Below are 19,273 nucleotides of genomic sequence, written 5' to 3' on the forward strand. Positions count from 1 at the left end.
GCTTGCGGGGCCACGCAATACATACAGCGGTTTTACAGACAGGAGATAATGCAGAATGGGAACACCCTATGTAGGCGAAATTCGGATGTTTGCCGGTAACTTCGCTCCCGCAGGCTGGGCGTTTTGCCAGGGACAAACGCTTGCCATCTCCGAAAATGACGTGCTCTTCAATTTGATCGGCACAACATACGGCGGTGACGGACAGACAACTTTCAACCTTCCTAACCTGGCGAGCCGTGTCCCGGTCCACATGGGTAACGGCGGCGGATCGTCGTACATCATCGGGCAAGCGGCCGGCGTAGAGGCAGTCACGCTCACCACATCGCAAATTCCGGCGCACAGCCATCCGCCGCTTTGCAACTCCGGAGCGGGCGGGCAAGCTGGTCCTGCTGGCGGAGTTTGGGCGCAGCTGGCCACCAATCCACCCTACGCCAGCGTCGCACCCACGCTCGCCATGGGAGCCAACGCCATCGGATCGACCGGCGGGTCTCAACCGCATGACAACATGGTCCCTTACTTGGTGATCAACTTCATCATTTCTTTGTTTGGGATCTTTCCGAGCCAAACGTAACGTAACGTTGCTGTAGGTTGTCTGGCGGCCAAGGGACTGCGGTCCCGGCAAAACGTCAAGGAGAGAAAATGTCAACACCCTTTTTGTCGGAAATCAAGATTGTGAGCTTCAATTTTGCACCCAAGGGCTGGGCGCTCTGCAACGGCCAGTTGCTGCCCATCAACCAGAACCAGGCCTTGTTCTCGCTTCTGGGTACCACCTACGGAGGAGATGGGCGGGTAAACTTTGCCCTGCCTAACCTTCAGGGTCGCATCCCAAATCACTTTGGCAGCGGCTTCACGCTGGGAGAACAGGGGGGACAGACGGCACACACGCTTACCATTAGCGAACTTCCCGCGCACACGCATACGCCCACGGGCAATGACACTGATCCGCCTACTGCTTCCGGCGCCGGTGCCAATCTGTGGGGTCACGTCACCGGGTATTATGCTACTTCCTCCAACGCCGCCATGAATCCGGCGGGCGTCGGCAACACCGGAGGCAGCCAGCCGCATGAGAACATGTCGCCCTACCTCGTGCTCAATTTCATCATTGCCCTTCAGGGGATATTCCCCTCGCAAAACTAAAGGAGAAGGATAGCCATGGACCCCTTTGTAGCTGAGATCAGGATTTTCCCTTTTAACTTTGCTCCCAAAGGCTGGGCATTCTGCAATGGCCAGCTCCTGCCAATCAGCCAGAACACCGCCCTGTTCTCGCTTCTGGGCACCACTTACGGCGGCGACGGCAAGAGCACATTCGCGCTGCCAGACATGCAGGGCAATACTCCCATGCAGCAAGGTCAAGGCTCCGGCCTGAGCCTGCGTGACCTGGGCGAACAAGCCGGAGAGCAGAATGTAACTCTCATCCAGACGGAAATGCCCGCACACAATCATCCTGCCCTTGCGGCGAGCGGAGGCGGCCAAGGTAGCCCAGCAACCAATGCCTGGGCTTCTGGCCTGAAAACAGGCCCCTCACTCTACTCTCCCCCAGGCTCCAACAACAAGGACGTGCAGATGAACCCGCTGGCCCTCTCAATAGCTGGCGGCAACCTGCCGCATAACAACATGATGCCGTATCTCACTTTGAACTTCTGCATTGCGTTGCAGGGAGTCTTCCCGCCACGCACCTAACCACATTTTCTTTCGGGGGCTTCAGGATGGATTATCCTGGAGCCCCTCTCTTTTTGCGCTAATATTGCCCCATGCCGGACCAAGAGACAGCGCCTCCCGCGGCGGCAAACGCCGCTACTGAAACCCGGCGTTTGCTTGAACAGAATGTTTCTTTGTCTCGGTCGATTATTTGGGGCTTGCAGCGCGACTTTTACGCGCAACGCGGGCTGAAGGCCTGGAATGAGGACCTGGTCCCCAGCTATATCACCAACAATCCGTTCATCGCTGAAATCTTCGCTGGAATTGTGGCGGCGTTCGTGCAGGATTGCTTGTCCTCCGCGCAGCGCGGCTATCAGTCACTTTCGCCAGAGAACCCTTTGCGTATTCTGGAACTCGGCGCCGGTACTGGTAAATTTTCTTATCTCTTTCTGCGCAAGCTGGCTCCCTTATTGCAGGGCCAAAACATTCCTTTCCATCTTGTTCGTTATTGCATGACCGATACTTCTGAAAGCCTCGTCGCTGAGTGGCGGGCAAATACTTATCTGAAGGAATTTGTCAGCAGCGGCGTGCTCGAATTTGCAGTCTTCCAGGCCGGGCAGGAATATCGGCGGGAAAGCAGGGGACCGCTCGTCGTCATCGCCAACTATGTTTTCGATAGTCTCCCCCAGGATGCATTTTCGATTGAGAACGGGAATATCCATGAAATCCTGGTGACCACCGCAGCCGCGGCAGATGGCCAGATTCAGTCTTTCAAAGACTTGCGTTTTTCGTACCAAAACTCCGCTACCGCACCGCGGCATTATCCAGATAAAGATTGGAGCGGAATTTTGGAGCAGTACCGCACCCGGCTTTCAACTGCTACGGTCCTTTTTCCTGCCACTGCGCTCCAGACTTTGCAACGGCTTGGCGATTCCAGCGATGGCAGAATGCTTGTTCTGGCCGCCGACAAAGGGTTCACTCATGAAGAAGATCTTGCATTGGCTCCGCGTGAGCCTTCATTGGACTTTCACGCGAGCGGGCGATGTTTTTCCCAGCAAGTGAACTTTGATGCCATTGGCAAATATTTTTGTGCGAAGGGTGGCAAGGCCCTTGTGCCGTCCAAGCACTTTACCAGCCTGAATCTGTGCGCGTTCATCCAGTGCAATCCAGGCGACGACTTCACCGCCACGCACCAGGCCTATCAGGAAGCATTAACGGCATTCGGCCCCGACGACCTGTTTGCCATCATGAGCTGGCTGAATGCCTACCTTGAGGAAATCTCGCTACCTCAGGCACTGTCATTGCTTCGTCTTACGCGTTGGGACCCTGTCATGCTTGTGCGTTTGTTCCCGATCATCGCCCGGCAGGCAAGAAATGCAATTGGGGAGCGCACCGACTTGCGCGACGCGGTGCTCAACACATGGCAGAACCATTATCCGCTAAACCACGATGACAATGTTTTGGCGTTTTACTGTGGCGTGATCTTGCTTGAACTCCGGTTCTTCTCTGAAGCTTATGCAATGTTCAGGAAATCACAGCAATTATTCGGGCCATCGGCCACCACCAGTTACAATCTGGGCCTGTGCAGTCTGGGGTTAAACCGTTCTCGCGAAGCGCTGGAACTGATGCGCGAAGCATGCAGCCTTGATCCCAGCTTTGAGCCTGCCAAACAAAGCCGGTGGAAACTGGAAGATCAAGTCAGAACCGGTGAAGTGGAGCTCTTATGAATCTTCGATCCATACGTTTTCGTGCGATATCTTGCTCATGAAGGCACAATTGCGCCCGGCAATGCCAGATGACCGTGATTTCCTTTTCCGGTTATACGTCAGTACTCGAATAGAAGAAATCCGCGGCTTTGGCTGGAATACTGTTCAGCAGGAAGCTTTCTTCCGCATGCAGTTCAATGCGCAACAACAGTGGTATCAATCCACCTATTCCACTGCCGAAAATCAGATCATCGAAAAGGACCATGAGCCAATTGGCCGCATGATCGTCCAGCGCGAGCGCGATACATGGCGGCTTCTCGATATTTCGTTGTTGCCTGAGCATCGCGGGCAGGGAATTGGCGGCGAGCTGATTCGCAATCTGATCAAGGACTGCGGCGCCGCTGGTGCAGTGTTGCAGTTGCAGGTCGTTAACACGAACCCGGCACAGCGGCTGTATACGCGCCTGGGATTCATCAAGACCGGTCAAGACCAGATTTACACGCAGATGGAGCTTCGTCCGCAAGCAACGGAACGAACCTAAGTTCAGTTCGACTGAAATCCAGGGATTCGCGGCGCTATGTGGCGCGTTCCAGCTCACAAGTTATTCACTGCGGGGCTGAAGCGCAGCGGAAAGGTACTGCACCAACATGTCCAAAGGCCGTATGGAGGCTTTCAGTGACGGCGTATTCGCCGTGATTATTACGATCATGGTGCTGGAGATGAAGTCTCCGCATGGCACGAGCCTGGAGGCGCTGATTCCTTTGATTCCCGTTTTCTCCAGCTACGTCCTGAGTTTTGTCTATGTTGGAATTTACTGGACCAATCATCACCACCTTTTGCAGGCAGTGCAGCACGTTGCGGGAAGCGTCTTGTGGGCGAATTTGCATCTGCTCTTCTGGCTTTCATTGACGCCGTTTGCCACCGCCTGGATGGGCGAGAACCCTCTTGCGCCGTGGCCAGTGGCGCTCTACGGCGCGGTACTTTTATTTGCTTCCATTGCTTACTTTATCCTCACGAAGCGGCTGATTGCTCATCAGGGGGCAGGCTCGGTGCTGGCAAAATTAATTAGTGGCGACCGGAAGGGAAGGGTCTCCATGGTCGTTTACATCGGCGCAATCCCGCTGGCGTTTTTGCGGCCATTGCTCGCATGTCTTTGTTATGCGCTGGTGGCCGTCATGTGGCTCATTCCAGACCGGCGCATTGAGAAAGCGATTGGACACAACGCGAGTGTCTGATGAGCATGCGCTATTAATCCTGGTTCCCAATCTCCTCAAATCGGACGTTCATAATCGGGTACTGCTTCCAATCTTTGTAATCAAAGTGCCACCATTCCTGCGGATAGACGGTGAAACCTTCTTTTTCCATTGCCTGGCGCAATATTGCGCGTCGCGCCCTCTCATCTTCGGTTCCACCGGGATAGTCGGCGTAAGCGCGTTCGGACATTTCGTCGTACCCGCTGGGCATTTTCACTGCCGCGCCGGTTTTCAGGTCATACAGAGTCAGGTCAACGGCGCAGCCGCGGTTGTGCTTGGATCCTTCTTTGGGATCGGCGACGAAAATCTTTTTATCTTCAGGCGTAGCGTCCCAGAACATTTTTGTCACATACCAGGGACGATAAGCATCGTGGATCTCCAGTCCGTAACCTTTTTCCCTGAGCGCCTTTTGTGCCCGCAGCAGGGCCTCAGCCGCCGGACGCTGGAGAAAAGCCCGTGCTTGAGAGTACATGGGCGTGCTCAGAAAATTATTTGTTGTCGCGTACCGAATATCCAGCCTGATGGTGGGATCGAGTTTCACCAGTTCCACCAGTTCGGGCTTGCGGAAATTACCATTCTCATGCGGAGGCTGTGCCGCCCGCGCCTCCCGCTCCAGTTCCTGGACCGGACGTAGCGGCTTAATGTGAAAAGTGGGGTCGGCAGCGGATGCGGCCTGGTTTTTGGCAGGGATCGTTTGACTGAAGGCGAGCGGCAGACAAAGCCAGAGAACCAGTGCGGAAACGGTACGGAATAAGCGCATAGTTCCAGGAACTATAGCACGCCCGTGTGGAAGAGCGGTCAATGAAGCATATTGCAAGGACGAATCCAACTGTACTGGTGCCTTCTTAGTGTCGGCCGCTGGGCGGCACCCTAAGCAACTGTTTATCGATCATAGTGATGTGACCTATGACGGAGTTCGCAGGGAAAACCCGGCCGTCGACTCTCTCAGCACACCGCACCAACAGAAGATCGAGTACCCGGTCACTCATTGGAATGAAGCGGCGCCCGGTCGGAGTCTTACTGTCTGGCACAAAATCACCCGCGATTCCAATCCAGATTCTCAATCCGCATGGAAAATAGCTCTTTCTTTGGGCGCATTCCTGTATCACGCAGCAAAACGATGATGTCACGTAATAATGGACCGCAACCTTCGCGATCAGCCCATTCTTGTGCCAGGTGTTTTGACCGGCGACCTTACCACGGTACTTATTGACGGTCGGCGCGGCGTCAATCTTCAACCTTTCCAGCGGGGCCTACCAAGCACGTGTGCAATGCCTAGTACAAATGCGGAAGAGCTTAATAGATTAAAGAGCTCTCAGATAAGTGACATCTAGAAGAAGATGACAACAAGCAGCACCTTATGAAAGTCCTTCACCAGACTCGACGTGCCAAATCAGAATATTCACTGCGAGAAAATATATTATCGGCCATTGAAACAATCCTGTCTCCGGGGTGATCTAAGTGAATAGAAAGCGCGGCTTCTCAATTGTTGAGAGTGCGTCAGAATCTCATTTTGTTCTGTTAACACGCTAAGGCCGCGAATTCTTCTTAAATGGCGAAGTATATGTGCTTCTCCGAAAGATTCTGCAATCAAACAGGAACCCATCACAACTAGCGATTGCTAGCTTTTCCATCTGATGGTTAATGCCCTTTTCGCGGGGTTACAGCGGCAATCATTCATTGCCGCAGACCGGTTGAGTGTTGCGCCGGAGCCTGGATATGAGGTGCATGCAATGAAAATGACACAGGATGTGCTGAATGAGCCGGTGGCTGCCTCCGCGCAGCCGCAAGAACAATTCCAACGCTATCCCGCCCTGGTGCTTGACGCACTTCAAGGACGGCTGCATTTTTCTCCCGTGCCTCCTGGCGATGAGCGGGCCACTACCCATGTTGAACTGCCGGAAAAAAAGATTCGCGTTGACGCCACCGCTGACGAATTTCAGATGATGGTCAGCGCCCTGCAGCGCGGAGCATTGACCAAAGGCGAGGTTGCCGGCGCGCTGGGGTTCGCCAATGCCGGAACGCTGGCCGCCGAAATCAAGAAAGCGGTCGGCGTTGCTCCGCAAGACGGCTGGGCGGCGGAAATTGACACTGAGCACGAGCTTTCGCGCCTGTCCATTCTCGCGATCACGGTGATCGACCGTTTGCAGAAGTCGCTGCTGGTAGTTGAGCCATTTACGAGTGTCATCTTCCAGTTGACAGACAAGGCCAGGGCCCTCCTGGCGATTGGCTGGGAGGCGATGGTGAAACATGGCCAATTCCCCCTGCGGCCGCGCGGCGCCAGGCGCTTTACCGAATTGCAGAAAAAACCGTGTGGCGCGCTGCACTTTGTTAGCGCCAGCGATCTGGATGCAGGCTACTACTACACTATGGGAATTGCGCAATCACCGGAGGCGCAGGCCCTGCACACCATGGACCTTGGTTTCGGTCTGGATGGCGAGTTGATTGTGCCTGGCCAGGCGGTCTCGCCCATTCCTCCGTTCCTGGCGATGGCGACGCGATTATTTGCCGCGTCTGTTCCCACCAGTTCCAACATATCAGAAGAAGTGCAATCCATCCCGATCCGCAACTTCCCTCATCCCGCAGCCATTGATGACCTGGCGCCGATTCGCGGAGGCATGCTGAAACCGGCGGTCCGCCCGGCGAGTCCTGAAGAGCTTGCCAGCGACTTGCGCCTGCAACTGAGCCGCTACCATCAAGAGCAGGAACAGAAAACCAAGGGGAAGACCGTTTCAGGGCTTGAAGGAGCGGATGGCTTCGTGCTGCCCGCCATCGGAGCTGTGTACGACGTGACCGGCTTGGCCACGCGTGAGATTGTCCACGCCATCAACGCCGCGTGCCAGATCGATCCTCAGTTGGACAAGAGCCGGAAGCTGATTGCGCTCTATCTGGATGTTGAGCCCACCGGGCACGATCGCGTTGCCACCATTAACCATGTGGTGGATGCTGCCGCGACCCTGGGCCTGCGCTACGTTGCGGTGGCTGACGATGCTGAAGATTCATGGCTGCCCAACCTACTCGAGTATCTGGAACCGGATGAACTGAATGATGTTGCGGATTATGCCGATGCAAAAGGGATCATCGTCACGGACGGGAGGCCAGTGGATCCGGTTTATACGGCGTCCACCGCGGCCCAACGAATCCAGTCGGTGTACACCACGCTCTCCGTCGACATCCTGAAAATGGGAATGTGGCTCTGCCTCGACGCCCTCACAGCACGAAAAGTGTGGAGCGAGATCCTTAGCAATCCCCACATACCCACGCAGATGCTGCTCATGCCCATTGGGATCGTGGAACCGTGGAACGCATTCTGCGACAACCGCGACACGAACAAGACGCCGCGAGCAATCCTGGATCCTTATGAAAAGATCAAATTCATGATCGATGAAGCGGAGCGGCTCAAGATGCCGTCTCTTCTCACCGATACAAGACACAAGAGCACCTGGGTCCTTCTTGGACACCGCACGCCGAAGGACAAGGCACATCCACGCGAGAAGTTCATCTATGAACCCGGTACAGGTCAGATTATCACTCGAACGCCAGACAGCGCGCGTCCGCTGCTGAGTTGGGAAGAATTCATGGACTGCGAGCGTCGTGCTCGGAAAGCAGGCATCCTGCTGGGCCAGGCAGGCTCGGTGGAGATCGACCAACTCTTCGACATCATCAGCGATACCACGTTTGACGCTGCCAAAGAGAAGAAGAACCCAGCCACGGCCATCTGGACCGCGGAGACCGAGCGTGTTCTGCGCACCAAAATCAAGCAGGAAACCAGCGACCTTCAGGCGCAACGGAGCGCCGCTGTATCAGCCTTCCTGGCCGTTTTCAACCGGGCGATCGAGTCGCACGCCAGGATCGATGGCTGGTTGCGTTACCTGGCCGATTCCGGCAAAACAGATTCGCTACGGGAGCAACTGACCCAGAAACGCCAACGGCTGTCTTCTCTGCTGGAGCTATGCATTGCTGCGCAGGCAACAGCGGGTGAAGGTTATAAGAAGACATTTGCTGAGTTCCGCACAGCGTATCTCGAATATCACAACCTTATCCGTGACAACTTTGAGGCGGTACGTGAGCGTGTCGCCGAGAGATGGAGCTGACAACATGGCACCTAAATCAGGAAACACCGGACTACTTTCAGATGCGAGAGTTTATCTTTCGGGACCGATGGACTTTGTCGCCTCCCGTGAAGAAGAAAAAAAACACGGATGGCGGCATCGCCTGGGCGATTTTCTTAAAGCCATGGACGTAACCGTATTTGACCCGTGGTTCAAACCAGAGGTCCGAGGTCTGCATGAGTACGGCCGCGAGGGTGAGACCACCACCGAACAACGAAAGAACTGGACGTTTGCGCAAGGACGTGACGGAGCCCAGACCCGATCGGCGCTGGCGGAGTTCTTCTGGCCGGCAATGCACATCGATCTTCGCATGGTCGATACCAGTGACTTTATCGTGTCGTACTGTCCCACGAACGTTTACAGCGTCGGAACGCCGCACGAGATCATCGTGGCTCGCCAGCAGCGCAAGCCTGTGCTCCTGGTCAGTCCCCGGGTGGAGTTTCCGGCACTGGCGGACCTGCGAAAACATCTCGCCAACGACAAGAAAGCTACGGAACTGCTGCAGGCGCTCACCAACCAGGTGCCGATTAAAGAGAATCCGGATGGAAGCCCCAGTTTGTGGTACATGCCGCTGATCGGAGGAGAGCATTTCTTTGACGGCTTTGGTTTCGCGCAGTTCCGCGACAAATTCGGATGGACCGAGGACATCCGTATTGATGACGACGAGTCCGAGCAGCCGCCGCAGAAACCCTTGCTGCCATTTCTCGCTCAACTGAACCTTGAGTTGCCCAAGAAATGGGACCGCGTAAAACAGGATTTCGTGGCCAATGATGACTGGTTGCTTTGGGACCTTAAGAAGGACAAAAAGGGTGCCGATGTTTCAGATGCATGTGTTAAGGGCAAAGTCGCCTGAAACAGTGCCTTTGCGGCCAAAGCAATCTCTGGCTGCCAGATAGAACCAAACACAGACACGCGGGGAGCCTGGGCTTTCGAATGCAGACTCGCTCAGTCTCCTGCAGCTATAGGAGGATGCTCCAATGAAACAGGGACCGTGGACACGCATCAGGCCGTTGCAAATCGATGAAGTTGATGACTACACCGCAGCGGCCTACAAACAGGGTGAGCTTACATGGGGACATTTTCCCAGCAATCTGATGAAGGTAATGGGACATTGCCCCCAGTTGGCCATCACGGAAGTGCCGTATGCCAATTCTGTCATTTTTGATACTGATCTCTTCAATCACGGCAAGCAGTTCGCAGGTTTTCTTGATCGTCCCCTTAAGGAATTAATGATCAGCCGAACTTCACTGCAAAACCGGAGCCGGTATTCGATCAACCATCATTCCTTCATAGGGATAACCGTGTTCAAGACTCTCGGCCGCGAGGAGGAAGGCCATCGCAAGCTGCTGTACCTTCACGAACACGAAAAACATCGTGAACTCTACACCGCACGCGAAAATGCCTGCCTGGATTATGCCGTGGAGGTAGCCAAGGACGCGCATTTGGTGACCGACAGCGAGTTCAAGAACCTGAGAGCCGTACTGCGAGCCTACAACGCGGGGCAAGCGCCGGCTTCAGAGATGACAGATTTTGATCGTGATTTCATCCGTAAATGGGCAGGATACGACGCCACGCAGCACGATCAACTCGTGGATTCGCAAATCGTCGAGATGACCTGGCTGATCGGTCAGTTCTGCCTTCTCAACCGTTGGTTTACGGCACTGCAGGTGCCCGATGAAGGGCCGGATGATGAGGCCAACTTCCTTGGCGCGTATGAGGCCGGTGTTCCAAAAGATATTCGCGACCGCAACGAGCGAATCCTGCGGGGAAGTTTTTAGCCGCGAAATGGACGCCTTATTGCCGGTGCAATGAAGGCCAAAAAACCGGTGGCAAAAAGAGCATCGTTCACTTTTCACGGCCGAACACGAAGGAGTCTGACATGAACGCGACAGCGACAGTAACCCAGAAAGTTCGTAAGGAAAAACTCTTAACTTTCAAGAAAAACGGCGCCCATCCTCTTGGCGATAAACCCGACTTTCACACTCTCTCCCTTGTCGATCTGCTTAAAGCTCGTGACCTCTATCACCGGCACCTGATGAACAAGGCTGGCGTGGTAGCAACTGCAATCGGAAGATATCTCATCCGCAAGACAGATCCCTGGCCAGGAGATCCCAATCAGCATAAGGCTACCGGTCCGCGGACATTGCGCAATTCTGAGGTTCGGCCATACTCATGGCCATGCCTTCTTGTATTCGTCGAAAAATGGCTCAGCTTCTCCGACTTCGACAAGAAGGGAAAGCACGAGCCTTCGGGCATGATTTCGAAAAGGCTGTATATGCCGGATGGAACCCTTGTGCCGATCTGCATCGTGGAAGCGCCCAAGCAGGAGACGCCTCTCTCCCGCATCGCCGCGGCGCCGATCGCGCCCCGGCAATTCTTGGGAGGCGGACTGCCGCTCATTATCGAGGAGCAGGGCGCGCAGCAATTTGCCACCATTGGATGCCTGGTCACCGATGGTCACAGTACTTATGCTCTCACCAGCCGTCACGTGACTGGCGATAGAGGTACGCCAGTCTCGGCCATCGTTGCGGGTGAATCCAAAGTGATTGGTACCAGTTCGTCGAAGCAGATAACTCGAAAGCCGTTCGAGGAGGTGTATCCCGGGTGGCCGGGTCGTGACAGCCATCTCCATATGGATATTGGACTGGTCAAACTTGAGGACAAGACCACGTGGCGGCCCGACGTCTACAAGGTGGGCTCGCTTGGTCCCGCGGTTGATCTTAGCTCGGACAATTTTACCCTGGAACTGATTGGCACGAAGGTGAAAGCCCATGGGGCCGCATCGGGACTGATGGCCGGCGTGATCTGCGCGATGTTCTACCGCTACAAAGCCATGGGAGGATTTGAATATGTGGCTGACTTCCTGATTGGCCCGCGCGAAGACGCGCCATTTCAAACCAATCCCGGAGATTCCGGCGCAACCTTTGTTCTTGACTACCCTGACTCCGAAGACCCACTGCACAATCTTGACCGCCGGCCTGTGGCGGTTCAATGGGGAGGACACGTTTTCAGTTCGAACGGTGAAAAAAGCCAGAGTTATGCCATGGCGACCTGTCTCAGTACCGTGCTCAATGAACTGGACCTGGACCTGATCCGAAGCTGGGATTTTGAACTTCCGGAATACTGGGGAGCGGTGGGTCACTACACCATCGCCAATCTTGCCTGTGGGATCATCGCCGATCGCAACTTGAAGAAGCTGATGCAGGCCAATCTTGGCAATATCACATTCAAACTTGATGCAATCAGCGACAAAAACATGCGCGGGCTCTCGACAAAAGAGGATGGCAGCCTGGTACCTCTGGCTGACTGGCCGGACCTTGTATGGCAAACCAAACTTGGCTTGAGAGGCCCGCGTAGCGCGAACCCGGAAGCCCCGAATCATTTCGCCGATCTTGACGAGCCTCCGCCGGACGACAGCAAGAGTCTGCTCGACCTTTGCCGCGGTCCTCATGGGAGCGTCAACACTCGATACGTCGACCCGGACGTATGGCTCCATCATTTCGAGCTTTTCAAGAACCGCCCTCCACGGGTGAGGTCGGAAGCGCGTGCTGCAAAGTACAGCAATGGTGTGCTGCCGTTCCGGATCGCGCAGATTTACCGCAACATGGTCGAATTTGCACGCAGGAGAGACGAAATCCACTTTGTGGCCTCGGCTGGCATTCTTGCCCATTACGTGGGGGACGCCGGCCAGCCGCTGCACATCTCCTACCTGCACCATGGTGATCCGGAAGATTCCATGATCGACCCACACTCAAATGAGACTGAGCCCCCAAAGAACCGCATTAGCCGGCAGAACGCGGTACACGCGGCCTACGAGTCTGACATGTTCAAGTACCATGCCATCGACATGCAGAACAAGCTGAGGCAATCCGTGTCTCGAAACGGTCTCGCGCTCATTCGTGGCCATAAAAATGCGGCCTACAAGGCGGTTGAGCTCATGTTGAAGACTTTCGACATCCTGCCTCCGCAGGATATCGTGAATCAGTTCAAGGAGTTTTCTCCTGAAGACAAACCCAAAGCCATCGCCAATAAGTTGTGGGACCAGTTCCAGAACCAGACAGTTGAAGTCATGGCGAATTCATGCCGTTATCTTGCCATGCTGTGGGAAAGTGCGTGGAAAGAGGGGGGCGGGACTGCCGCTATGGTTTCTGGCCGTCCGATCGGATCTGGCAAGCTGATCGACTTGTACAAGAAAAGGACTTTTCTACCATCATGCACACTGGATGAGATAGGAAAGTATTGGTAAGAACTTGAGTTCGCGGGCTGCCGGATGGGTTAGATCTCCGGCAGCCCGCTCAATGTTCACTGTGCTACTTGGGGTTGATGGTTACAGTGAACGAATTGTTTGCAGGGTTCGTATCCGTTCCGCTGAAACTAGCGACTCCGGTATCGGCAATGGAGCCGGCCTGAGTCGGGATTACGTTAATTGTCACTGTCATTGTGGAGCTTCCGTTCAGTGCAGAGGCATTGCACGTTATGGTGCCACCCGCTGTGCCCGGATCAGGAGTGGAGCAGGTTCCGAGAGACGTACTGGCAGAGGCGAACTGCAGGCTCGGTGGCAGATTGTTGGTAAAGACGACCGCATTGGCCACTGTCTTCTGGTTGTTCTTGATTTGCCACGTGTAGGTGTCTGCCGTTCCAACCGCCGGACCGCCATTCTGTGCCGAGCCAGTGACCTGAATATCGGTGGTGGTGGAAGGCGCAGAGATGGAAGTTGTGGACGATGCGGTATCGTCCGCGGGAGTCGGATCGGAGAGCGGGTTACCCGCGGCATCTTTCATGGAACCGCTGGCGGTGTTGGTGGTTTGCGCCGTCAATTGCAGCACAAGTGTCACCGTGGCAGATCCGCTGCCGGCGATTGAGCCGAGATTGCAACTGATGCTGCCCGCAGCAGATGAGCACGTGCCCTGGCTGGCGGTGACGGAGATGAAAGTCGCTCCGCTGGTGGGCCAGGTGTCGTTCAGGCTTACTGCGGGAATGGTTGTCGTTGTCGTATTATTCACCTTGATCGTGTAGGTGGCGTTGGCGCCGGAATTGACTGATGTTGGACCAACATCTGAGACGGAGATGTCCGGCGGTGCAGCGCTGAGCGACGGCGTCACCGCATTGGACTGCGCCGACTCAGGACTGTTACCTACAGCATTAGTTGCGTGAACGGTGAAAGTGTATGTAGTGCCGTCGGTCAGGCCTGCTACGTTGATTCCTGTGCAGGTCGCGCAGGCGTTGACACTAATACTTGTCGGTGTCCCGCCGACCAAAGCAGTTACCGTGTAACCCGTAATCGGCGAACCGCCATCAGAGGCGGAGCCGGTCCAGGCTATGCTGGCTGAAGAATCGCCTGCGACAGCGCTGACGTTGGTTGGGGTCGCCGGTGCGGTTGGCGCAAATGGCGTCACACTGTTGCTGGGAGCCGAATATGCGCTTGTACCCGCGGAGTTCGTAGCCGCAACTTCAAACTGGTACGTGACTCCGTTGATCAATCCGGTCACCACCGCTGAAGTCGGAACAATGGTTGTTCCTGGATCCGGTGCAACAGTGACATCCGGAACCAGAGTGCCGTTGGAAGCGGACGAGTTGTGAACGGTATAGCTGGAGATCGGCTGTCCATCCCCGGCTGGTTGCCAGCTCACGGTTGCTTGTGCATTGCCCGTCGTCGCGGTTACGTTCACAGGCGCGCCGGGAATCTGGAGCGTCGGCGGGGTCGGCAGTACTTCCCACCAATGACCGGAGCCGGGAGAATTGCCTGCGCTGGGATCGTCGCCAACAAAGAGAACCTCAGCCGCTGGATTGAACGCATCAAGTCCCAGGCCTGTAGCGAGATTGAAATTCACCGCATATGACGTGTTTACGACGGTCCCTTCGGGCGTGATAGTGACCTTATCGACCACTGCGCCATTGGTGTAGTAGAGATTCTTGCCATCCAGGTTCGGATATTGCTGATCGCCGACCATGGCGACCGGAACGGGGACCTGTCCTGCAAGGATGTTCAGCGCGGTGCAAACCTGGAAGTTATTGCCTGCCGTATAGCACTGGTCCGCGTTGTGAAGTACCCAGGCGGAAAATCCATCACCGCCGTACAGGTCGTGACCAATCCAGCCCAAACCAAAGTTCTTTTTTCCGTCGGGGCTGTTGATGACATCATTCTGCACGTTCGTGCAAGGCAGCGGATTCGTTAGCGGAGAAAGCACACGGACCACGGCGCCGCTGCGCAGTGAAGCCACGTAGAGATTACCATCCGGTCCAATCGCTGCCCATGCAGGGGCCACCAGACTTGTCGAGCAGCCGGTGGTGCCCTTTTTACCTCCTCCTCCACCGCCACCCGAAAGCAAGACCTCGATGTTGAGCGGATCCACGATGCCGTGGCCGCCGTCAGAATCCGGGTGGAAGTGCATCCGATTTACCTGGCCCGCTGTGGCCGTGATGTTGGGAGCGTAGATGGTGTTCGTCGTCGTATCCAGCGCCAGTGCTCCCGGCTTGAACTGCACGGAGCCGACAAAATTGATGCAGGTGTTTCGATTCACCGTGTATGGACCCGCAGAATCCAGATCAGGATCGTACCGGCAAAGACCAAGAATTTCATCACCGCCCCAGAAGTGGCGGTAGTGCTGGCCGGTTGCAGGATTGATGCCGGAACCTGTCAGGACAATGCCACCGCCGGGTGCAGTAACGTTATCGGCAAATTGAACCGTTGTCGTCTGGGCTGTAGCAGTCGCGGCCGCAAGAAGCACCAGACAGAAGAAGACGAGCCATGGGTGAGCGAACTTGGACCTGGAACGAAGGTTTGCGCCCTGGAGCACAACTGAGCAACTTTCTGTTGTCATGGAGATTTCCTTTTTTAAGGTTGTTTTGTTCCACGAGCCTGAGCTTCTTGAAGCTTTGTGTTATGTTGACTTGCCTTGCTCCCACTCTTATCCGTTGCCGCGCGTATGTCGTTGGCCGGCACTATTCTTATAAAGATCTAGTTACGAGCTAGCCTTAGTACTCGATTGAAGACACACATGCTCTGCAGCACATGGCAAGCATTTGCTTGTAGCATGCTCCGGGCAGCCATGCTTCTTAACCCAGCGCACACAACCATTCAAGTTCGTTGAGGAACCGGATGGTAGTTGGGTAACTTTGTTTTGTAACCGGCTTCGGGCGGTGCAAAGGAAGATGCACTAGCTGGTTGCGATGCTCCGATGGTTCCTGACTTTCTCAGGTAGAAACCAATCTAGCTCCTCGGCACGAGAGCCGAGCATCCTTCTACTTTGAACTATATAGTCAAACACTTTATTTTTCCAGCACTAAAAACGATTAGATCAGTATTAAGAGCTATATCTGATGACAGTCTAAGTTTTGTAGTCCCAGGTGAGCTTAATTGAAACAAGGGCAAACGCAATATCGGTTATTTGGTCGAATTCACTTAGTCGCGGCGCCATAGCGATCACCCATAGAGCGGCAGAAGCCAGGATTGATTTGGAGATAATGCTGGCACAAGATCCTGTTTGGCAAGGTCTTAAACTGCTATGTGCCTACAAAGTTCGGGCTGCCGGATACCAGGTTCGATTATCCGGCAGCCCGTTGGCTGCGCTTACAGTGTTTAGATCAATCGTTATTTAGCGTTCAGAGTTACCGTAAACGAGTTGTTTGCGGGGTTCGTGTCAGTGCCGCTGAAACTAGCGGTCCCAGTGGTGGCAAGCGAACCGGCCTGAACCACGTTTACGTTTTCGGTCACGATCATCGTTGCGGCCGCAGCCAGTGAAGGCGCGTTGCACGTGATGGTGCCGCTGGTGCCCAGAGCGGGACCGGTGCAGGTTCCCACACTGGTATTGACAGATGCAAGCGTCGTACCGGGAGACATCGTGATCGTAAAGCTCAGTGCATTAGCCACTTGGTTCCCGGAATTCTTGATCTGCCACGTCAGGGTGTCAGCTGATTTCACAGCCGGACCACCATTCTGCGCCGAACCAGTGACCTGAACATCGGTCGTGGTTTGTGGAGCAGAAATGGATGTCGTGGCCGAAGCGGTATCGTCTGCCGGCGTTGGATCAGTGATCGGGCTACCGGCTGCATCCCTCATTGACACGGTGGCTTTGTTCGTGGTCTGCGCCGTCAGGCGCAGGACCAGAGTCACGGTTGCGCTTTTGCTCCCTGCAATCGCGCCCAGGTTGCAATTGATGGTACCTGCCGCGGATGTGCAGGTGCCCTGGCTGGGAGTCACAGATACAAGCGCAGCTCCGCCTGTAGTGGGCCAGGTGTCAGAGACAAGCGCGTCTGGAATGGTTGACGTTGCGCTGTTGTTCACTGTGATTGTGTAGCTGGCATTGGCGCCGGAATTCACCGATGCCGGCCCGACGTCAGTAATGGATGCATCCTGCGGCACGGCATTAATCTGCGGTGTCACCGCATTAGAGGGCGCAGATTCAGCGCTGTTGCCCACCGCGTTGGCTGCATGCACAGTGAATGTATACGTGGTCCCGTTGGTGAGACCAGTTACGGCGGCGCCGGTGCAGGTAGCGCAGGCACTGGCAGTGATTCCGGAGGGGGCTCCGTTCACCCGTGCGGTCACAGTGTATCCAGTGATCGCTGAGCCTCCGTCAGAAGCCGAAGCAGTCCAGGCGACCTGGGCCGAAGCATCGCCAGCAATGGCTGAGACATTGGTTGGAGCCGATGGCGCCGTTGGAGCAAACGGAGTTACGCTGTTGCTGGGCGCAGAGAACGGTCCGGTGCCCACGGAGTCAGTGGCTGCCACTTCAAATTGGTAGGTGACTCCGTTGGTCAATCCCGTAACCACCACAGAAGTAGGAACAATGGTTGTGCCCGGAGTCGGGCCTACAGTAACGTCCGGTACCAGAATGCCATTCGAAGCAAATGAGTTGTGCACCGTGTAGCTGGTAATCTTCTGCCCATCTGGAGCCGGATTCCAGCTTACAGTTGCCTGTGCGTTACCAGCCGTCGCCGTGACGTTGATCGGAGCGCCAGGCAAAGCTGGCGGCGGGGGATTTGGCAGCACCTGCCACCAGTGCCCGGAGCCGGGAATGTTGCCGGCACTGGGATCATCGCCTACAAATAGCACCTCGGCGGTCGGATTAAAGACGTCCAGACCAAAGCCGGTGGCAAGATTGAAGTTGGTGGCGTATGACGCGTTGACGGTAGTCCCGGCGGGGGTGACCGATACCCGGCTGATCACGGAACCATTGGTGTAGTAGAGGTTCTGACCATTCAGGTCCGGGTACGCCTGATCGCCGATCATTGTTGTCGGCGTCGGGATTTGGCCCGCCAGGATGTTCTGGCCTGTGCAGACGCTGAAGTTGTTGGCGGCTGTAAAGCACGTATCGGCATTGTGGACAACAAAGGCCGAGAAGCCGTCACCGCCGTACAGGTCATGGCCGATCCAGCCGAGACCAAAATTCTTCCTTCCATCAGGGCTGTTGATCACATCATTCTGGACGTTGTTGCAGGGCAGCGGATTAGTTTGCGGGGAGAGGATGCGAACGACATTGCCGCTCCGAAGCGACGCCAAATACAGATTGCCATCCGGTCCCAAAGCCGCCGAATTCGGACCCACGAGACTCGTTTGGCAACCGACGCCTGATTGGCTGCTGACCAGAACCTCGATATTGACCGGGTCCACAACGCCGTGACCGGCGTCAGAGCCGGGCAGGAAGTGCATGCGAACAGCCTCGCTTGCCGTGGCCGTAATGTTCGGAATGTAGAGGTCGTTTGTGGTGCGATCAAACGCGATTTCGCCGGGCTTGAACTGGGTTGCGCCGATGAAATTGATGCAAGTGTTCCTGTTCACCGTGTAAGGGCCGGCGGTATCCAGATCGGGATCGTAGCGGCAGAGGCCCAGAATTTCATCGCCGCCCCAGAAATGGCGGAAATGCTGGCCGGTTGCAGGGTTGATGCCGGTCCCGGTCAGGACAATTCCGCCGCCGGGCGCGGTGATACTTGAAGCAAATTGAACGGTGGTTGTAGTCTGCGCGCTTGCTGTAACAGCCACCAGAGATAACATCAGCACAAGGCCGATCCAGAAGTGGGCATGTTGCCTGACACCACCCTGTACGTTTTGCGATGTAGCTTGGAAACTCGTTGTTTTCATGTGCATTCCCTTCCAATCTCCTGGCCTCGGCCAAGGAGACACGCGAGTGAAATTTCTTCCCCGCAGTTTTTCCGTTCTTATATATCGCTTGACGATATATATTTTGAGACACACGCCTCCGGACGCAAATACGCCATCGGCATGCTTTCGCGGTGGTGCAAGCCATCCAGGCACTCAGCTCAAGATGAGCTGCGCCGGAAAGAGTGGACCATTACACGTTCCCGGAGAACGGATCCGCAGGAGTTTTGTCTTGATCTTGCTTCGGGCTTGATCAAAACCGGCAGAGGCCACTTCCGTCACGTTGCGACTTGCCGGGTTAATCTCCGCCCCGTTCACTACCGCACCGCCCGACGGCGCGGTAGATCCCGGGGCGAACTGAAGATCGAGAAGAAACAGCTCTCACCCGCATACTGCACACGGCTCGTGGACTTGCTTTGTGAACAGTACGCGAACAACTATGTAGCGCTGCGCCGATTCTATTCC

Annotated in this window: 13 protein-coding genes; 10 read left to right on the forward strand and 3 right to left on the reverse strand. The window is 55.5% G+C overall.

All coding sequences use genetic code 11. From position 1 onward, the window contains the following. Positions 1-55 precede the first annotated feature (55 nt). From LAO76_12820 to LAO76_12845, 6 genes are all read left to right on the forward strand, one after another. Complete coding sequence (locus LAO76_12820) at positions 56-571, forward strand: tail fiber protein (GenBank protein MBZ5491806.1); 516 nt, start codon at positions 56-58, stop codon at positions 569-571. Positions 572-639: 68 nt separating this feature from the next. After that, on the forward strand, positions 640-1,137 hold the full coding sequence (locus LAO76_12825) for a tail fiber protein (protein MBZ5491807.1): 498 nt from the start codon (positions 640-642) through the stop codon (positions 1,135-1,137). Between the two features lie 15 nt (positions 1,138-1,152). Next, positions 1,153-1,680, forward strand: coding sequence for a tail fiber protein (locus LAO76_12830; protein ID MBZ5491808.1), 528 nt, complete (start codon positions 1,153-1,155; stop codon positions 1,678-1,680). Positions 1,681-1,751: 71 nt separating this feature from the next. Continuing rightward, positions 1,752-3,365 (forward strand): SAM-dependent methyltransferase, encoded by a 1,614-nt coding sequence (locus LAO76_12835; protein ID MBZ5491809.1) that lies wholly within the window; start codon positions 1,752-1,754, stop codon positions 3,363-3,365. 37 nt (positions 3,366-3,402) lie between these two features. Then, positions 3,403-3,885, forward strand: a complete 483-nt coding sequence (locus tag LAO76_12840) for a GNAT family N-acetyltransferase (GenBank protein MBZ5491810.1) — start codon at positions 3,403-3,405, stop codon at positions 3,883-3,885. A 106-nt stretch (positions 3,886-3,991) separates the two neighbouring features. Next, positions 3,992-4,579, forward strand: a complete 588-nt coding sequence (locus LAO76_12845) for a TMEM175 family protein (GenBank protein MBZ5491811.1) — start codon at positions 3,992-3,994, stop codon at positions 4,577-4,579. Positions 4,580-4,592: 13 nt separating this feature from the next. On the opposite strand, the gene LAO76_12850 is transcribed toward LAO76_12845, so the two are convergent. Next, positions 4,593-5,357 carry a M15 family metallopeptidase gene (locus LAO76_12850; protein ID MBZ5491812.1) on the reverse strand — a complete coding sequence of 255 codons (765 nt, stop codon included), beginning with the start codon at positions 5,355-5,357 and terminating at the stop codon, positions 4,593-4,595. Positions 5,358-6,330: 973 nt separating this feature from the next. On the opposite strand from LAO76_12850, the gene LAO76_12855 reads away from it, so the two are divergent. From LAO76_12855 to LAO76_12870, 4 genes are all read left to right on the forward strand, one after another. Next, positions 6,331-8,691, forward strand: coding sequence for a hypothetical protein (locus LAO76_12855; GenBank protein ID MBZ5491813.1), 2,361 nt, complete (start codon positions 6,331-6,333; stop codon positions 8,689-8,691). A gap of 4 nt (positions 8,692-8,695) precedes the next feature. Then, the gene (locus LAO76_12860; GenBank protein MBZ5491814.1) at positions 8,696-9,562 is read left to right on the forward strand and encodes a nucleoside 2-deoxyribosyltransferase domain-containing protein; all 867 of its coding nucleotides are present in this window, start codon (positions 8,696-8,698) and stop codon (positions 9,560-9,562) included. 124 nt (positions 9,563-9,686) lie between these two features. Beyond that, a complete protein-coding gene (locus LAO76_12865) occupies positions 9,687-10,487 on the forward strand; it encodes a hypothetical protein (GenBank protein MBZ5491815.1) in 801 nt (266 codons plus the stop codon). A 101-nt stretch (positions 10,488-10,588) separates the two neighbouring features. After that, positions 10,589-12,955 carry a hypothetical protein gene (locus LAO76_12870; GenBank protein MBZ5491816.1) on the forward strand — a complete coding sequence of 789 codons (2,367 nt, stop codon included), beginning with the start codon at positions 10,589-10,591 and terminating at the stop codon, positions 12,953-12,955. A gap of 64 nt (positions 12,956-13,019) precedes the next feature. Here the strand turns inward: LAO76_12870 and LAO76_12875 are convergent, their stop codons facing one another. Next, positions 13,020-15,530: a fibronectin type III domain-containing protein gene (locus LAO76_12875; GenBank protein ID MBZ5491817.1), complete on the reverse strand. Its 2,511-nt coding sequence runs from the start codon at positions 15,528-15,530 to the stop codon at positions 13,020-13,022. 770 nt (positions 15,531-16,300) lie between these two features. Then, positions 16,301-18,790 (reverse strand): fibronectin type III domain-containing protein, encoded by a 2,490-nt coding sequence (locus LAO76_12880; GenBank protein MBZ5491818.1) that lies wholly within the window; start codon positions 18,788-18,790, stop codon positions 16,301-16,303. Positions 18,791-19,273 lie beyond the last annotated feature (483 nt).

It is taken from the genome of Terriglobia bacterium (assembly GCA_020072645.1).
Taxonomy (GTDB): Bacteria; Acidobacteriota; Terriglobia; order Terriglobales; family Acidobacteriaceae; genus Angelobacter.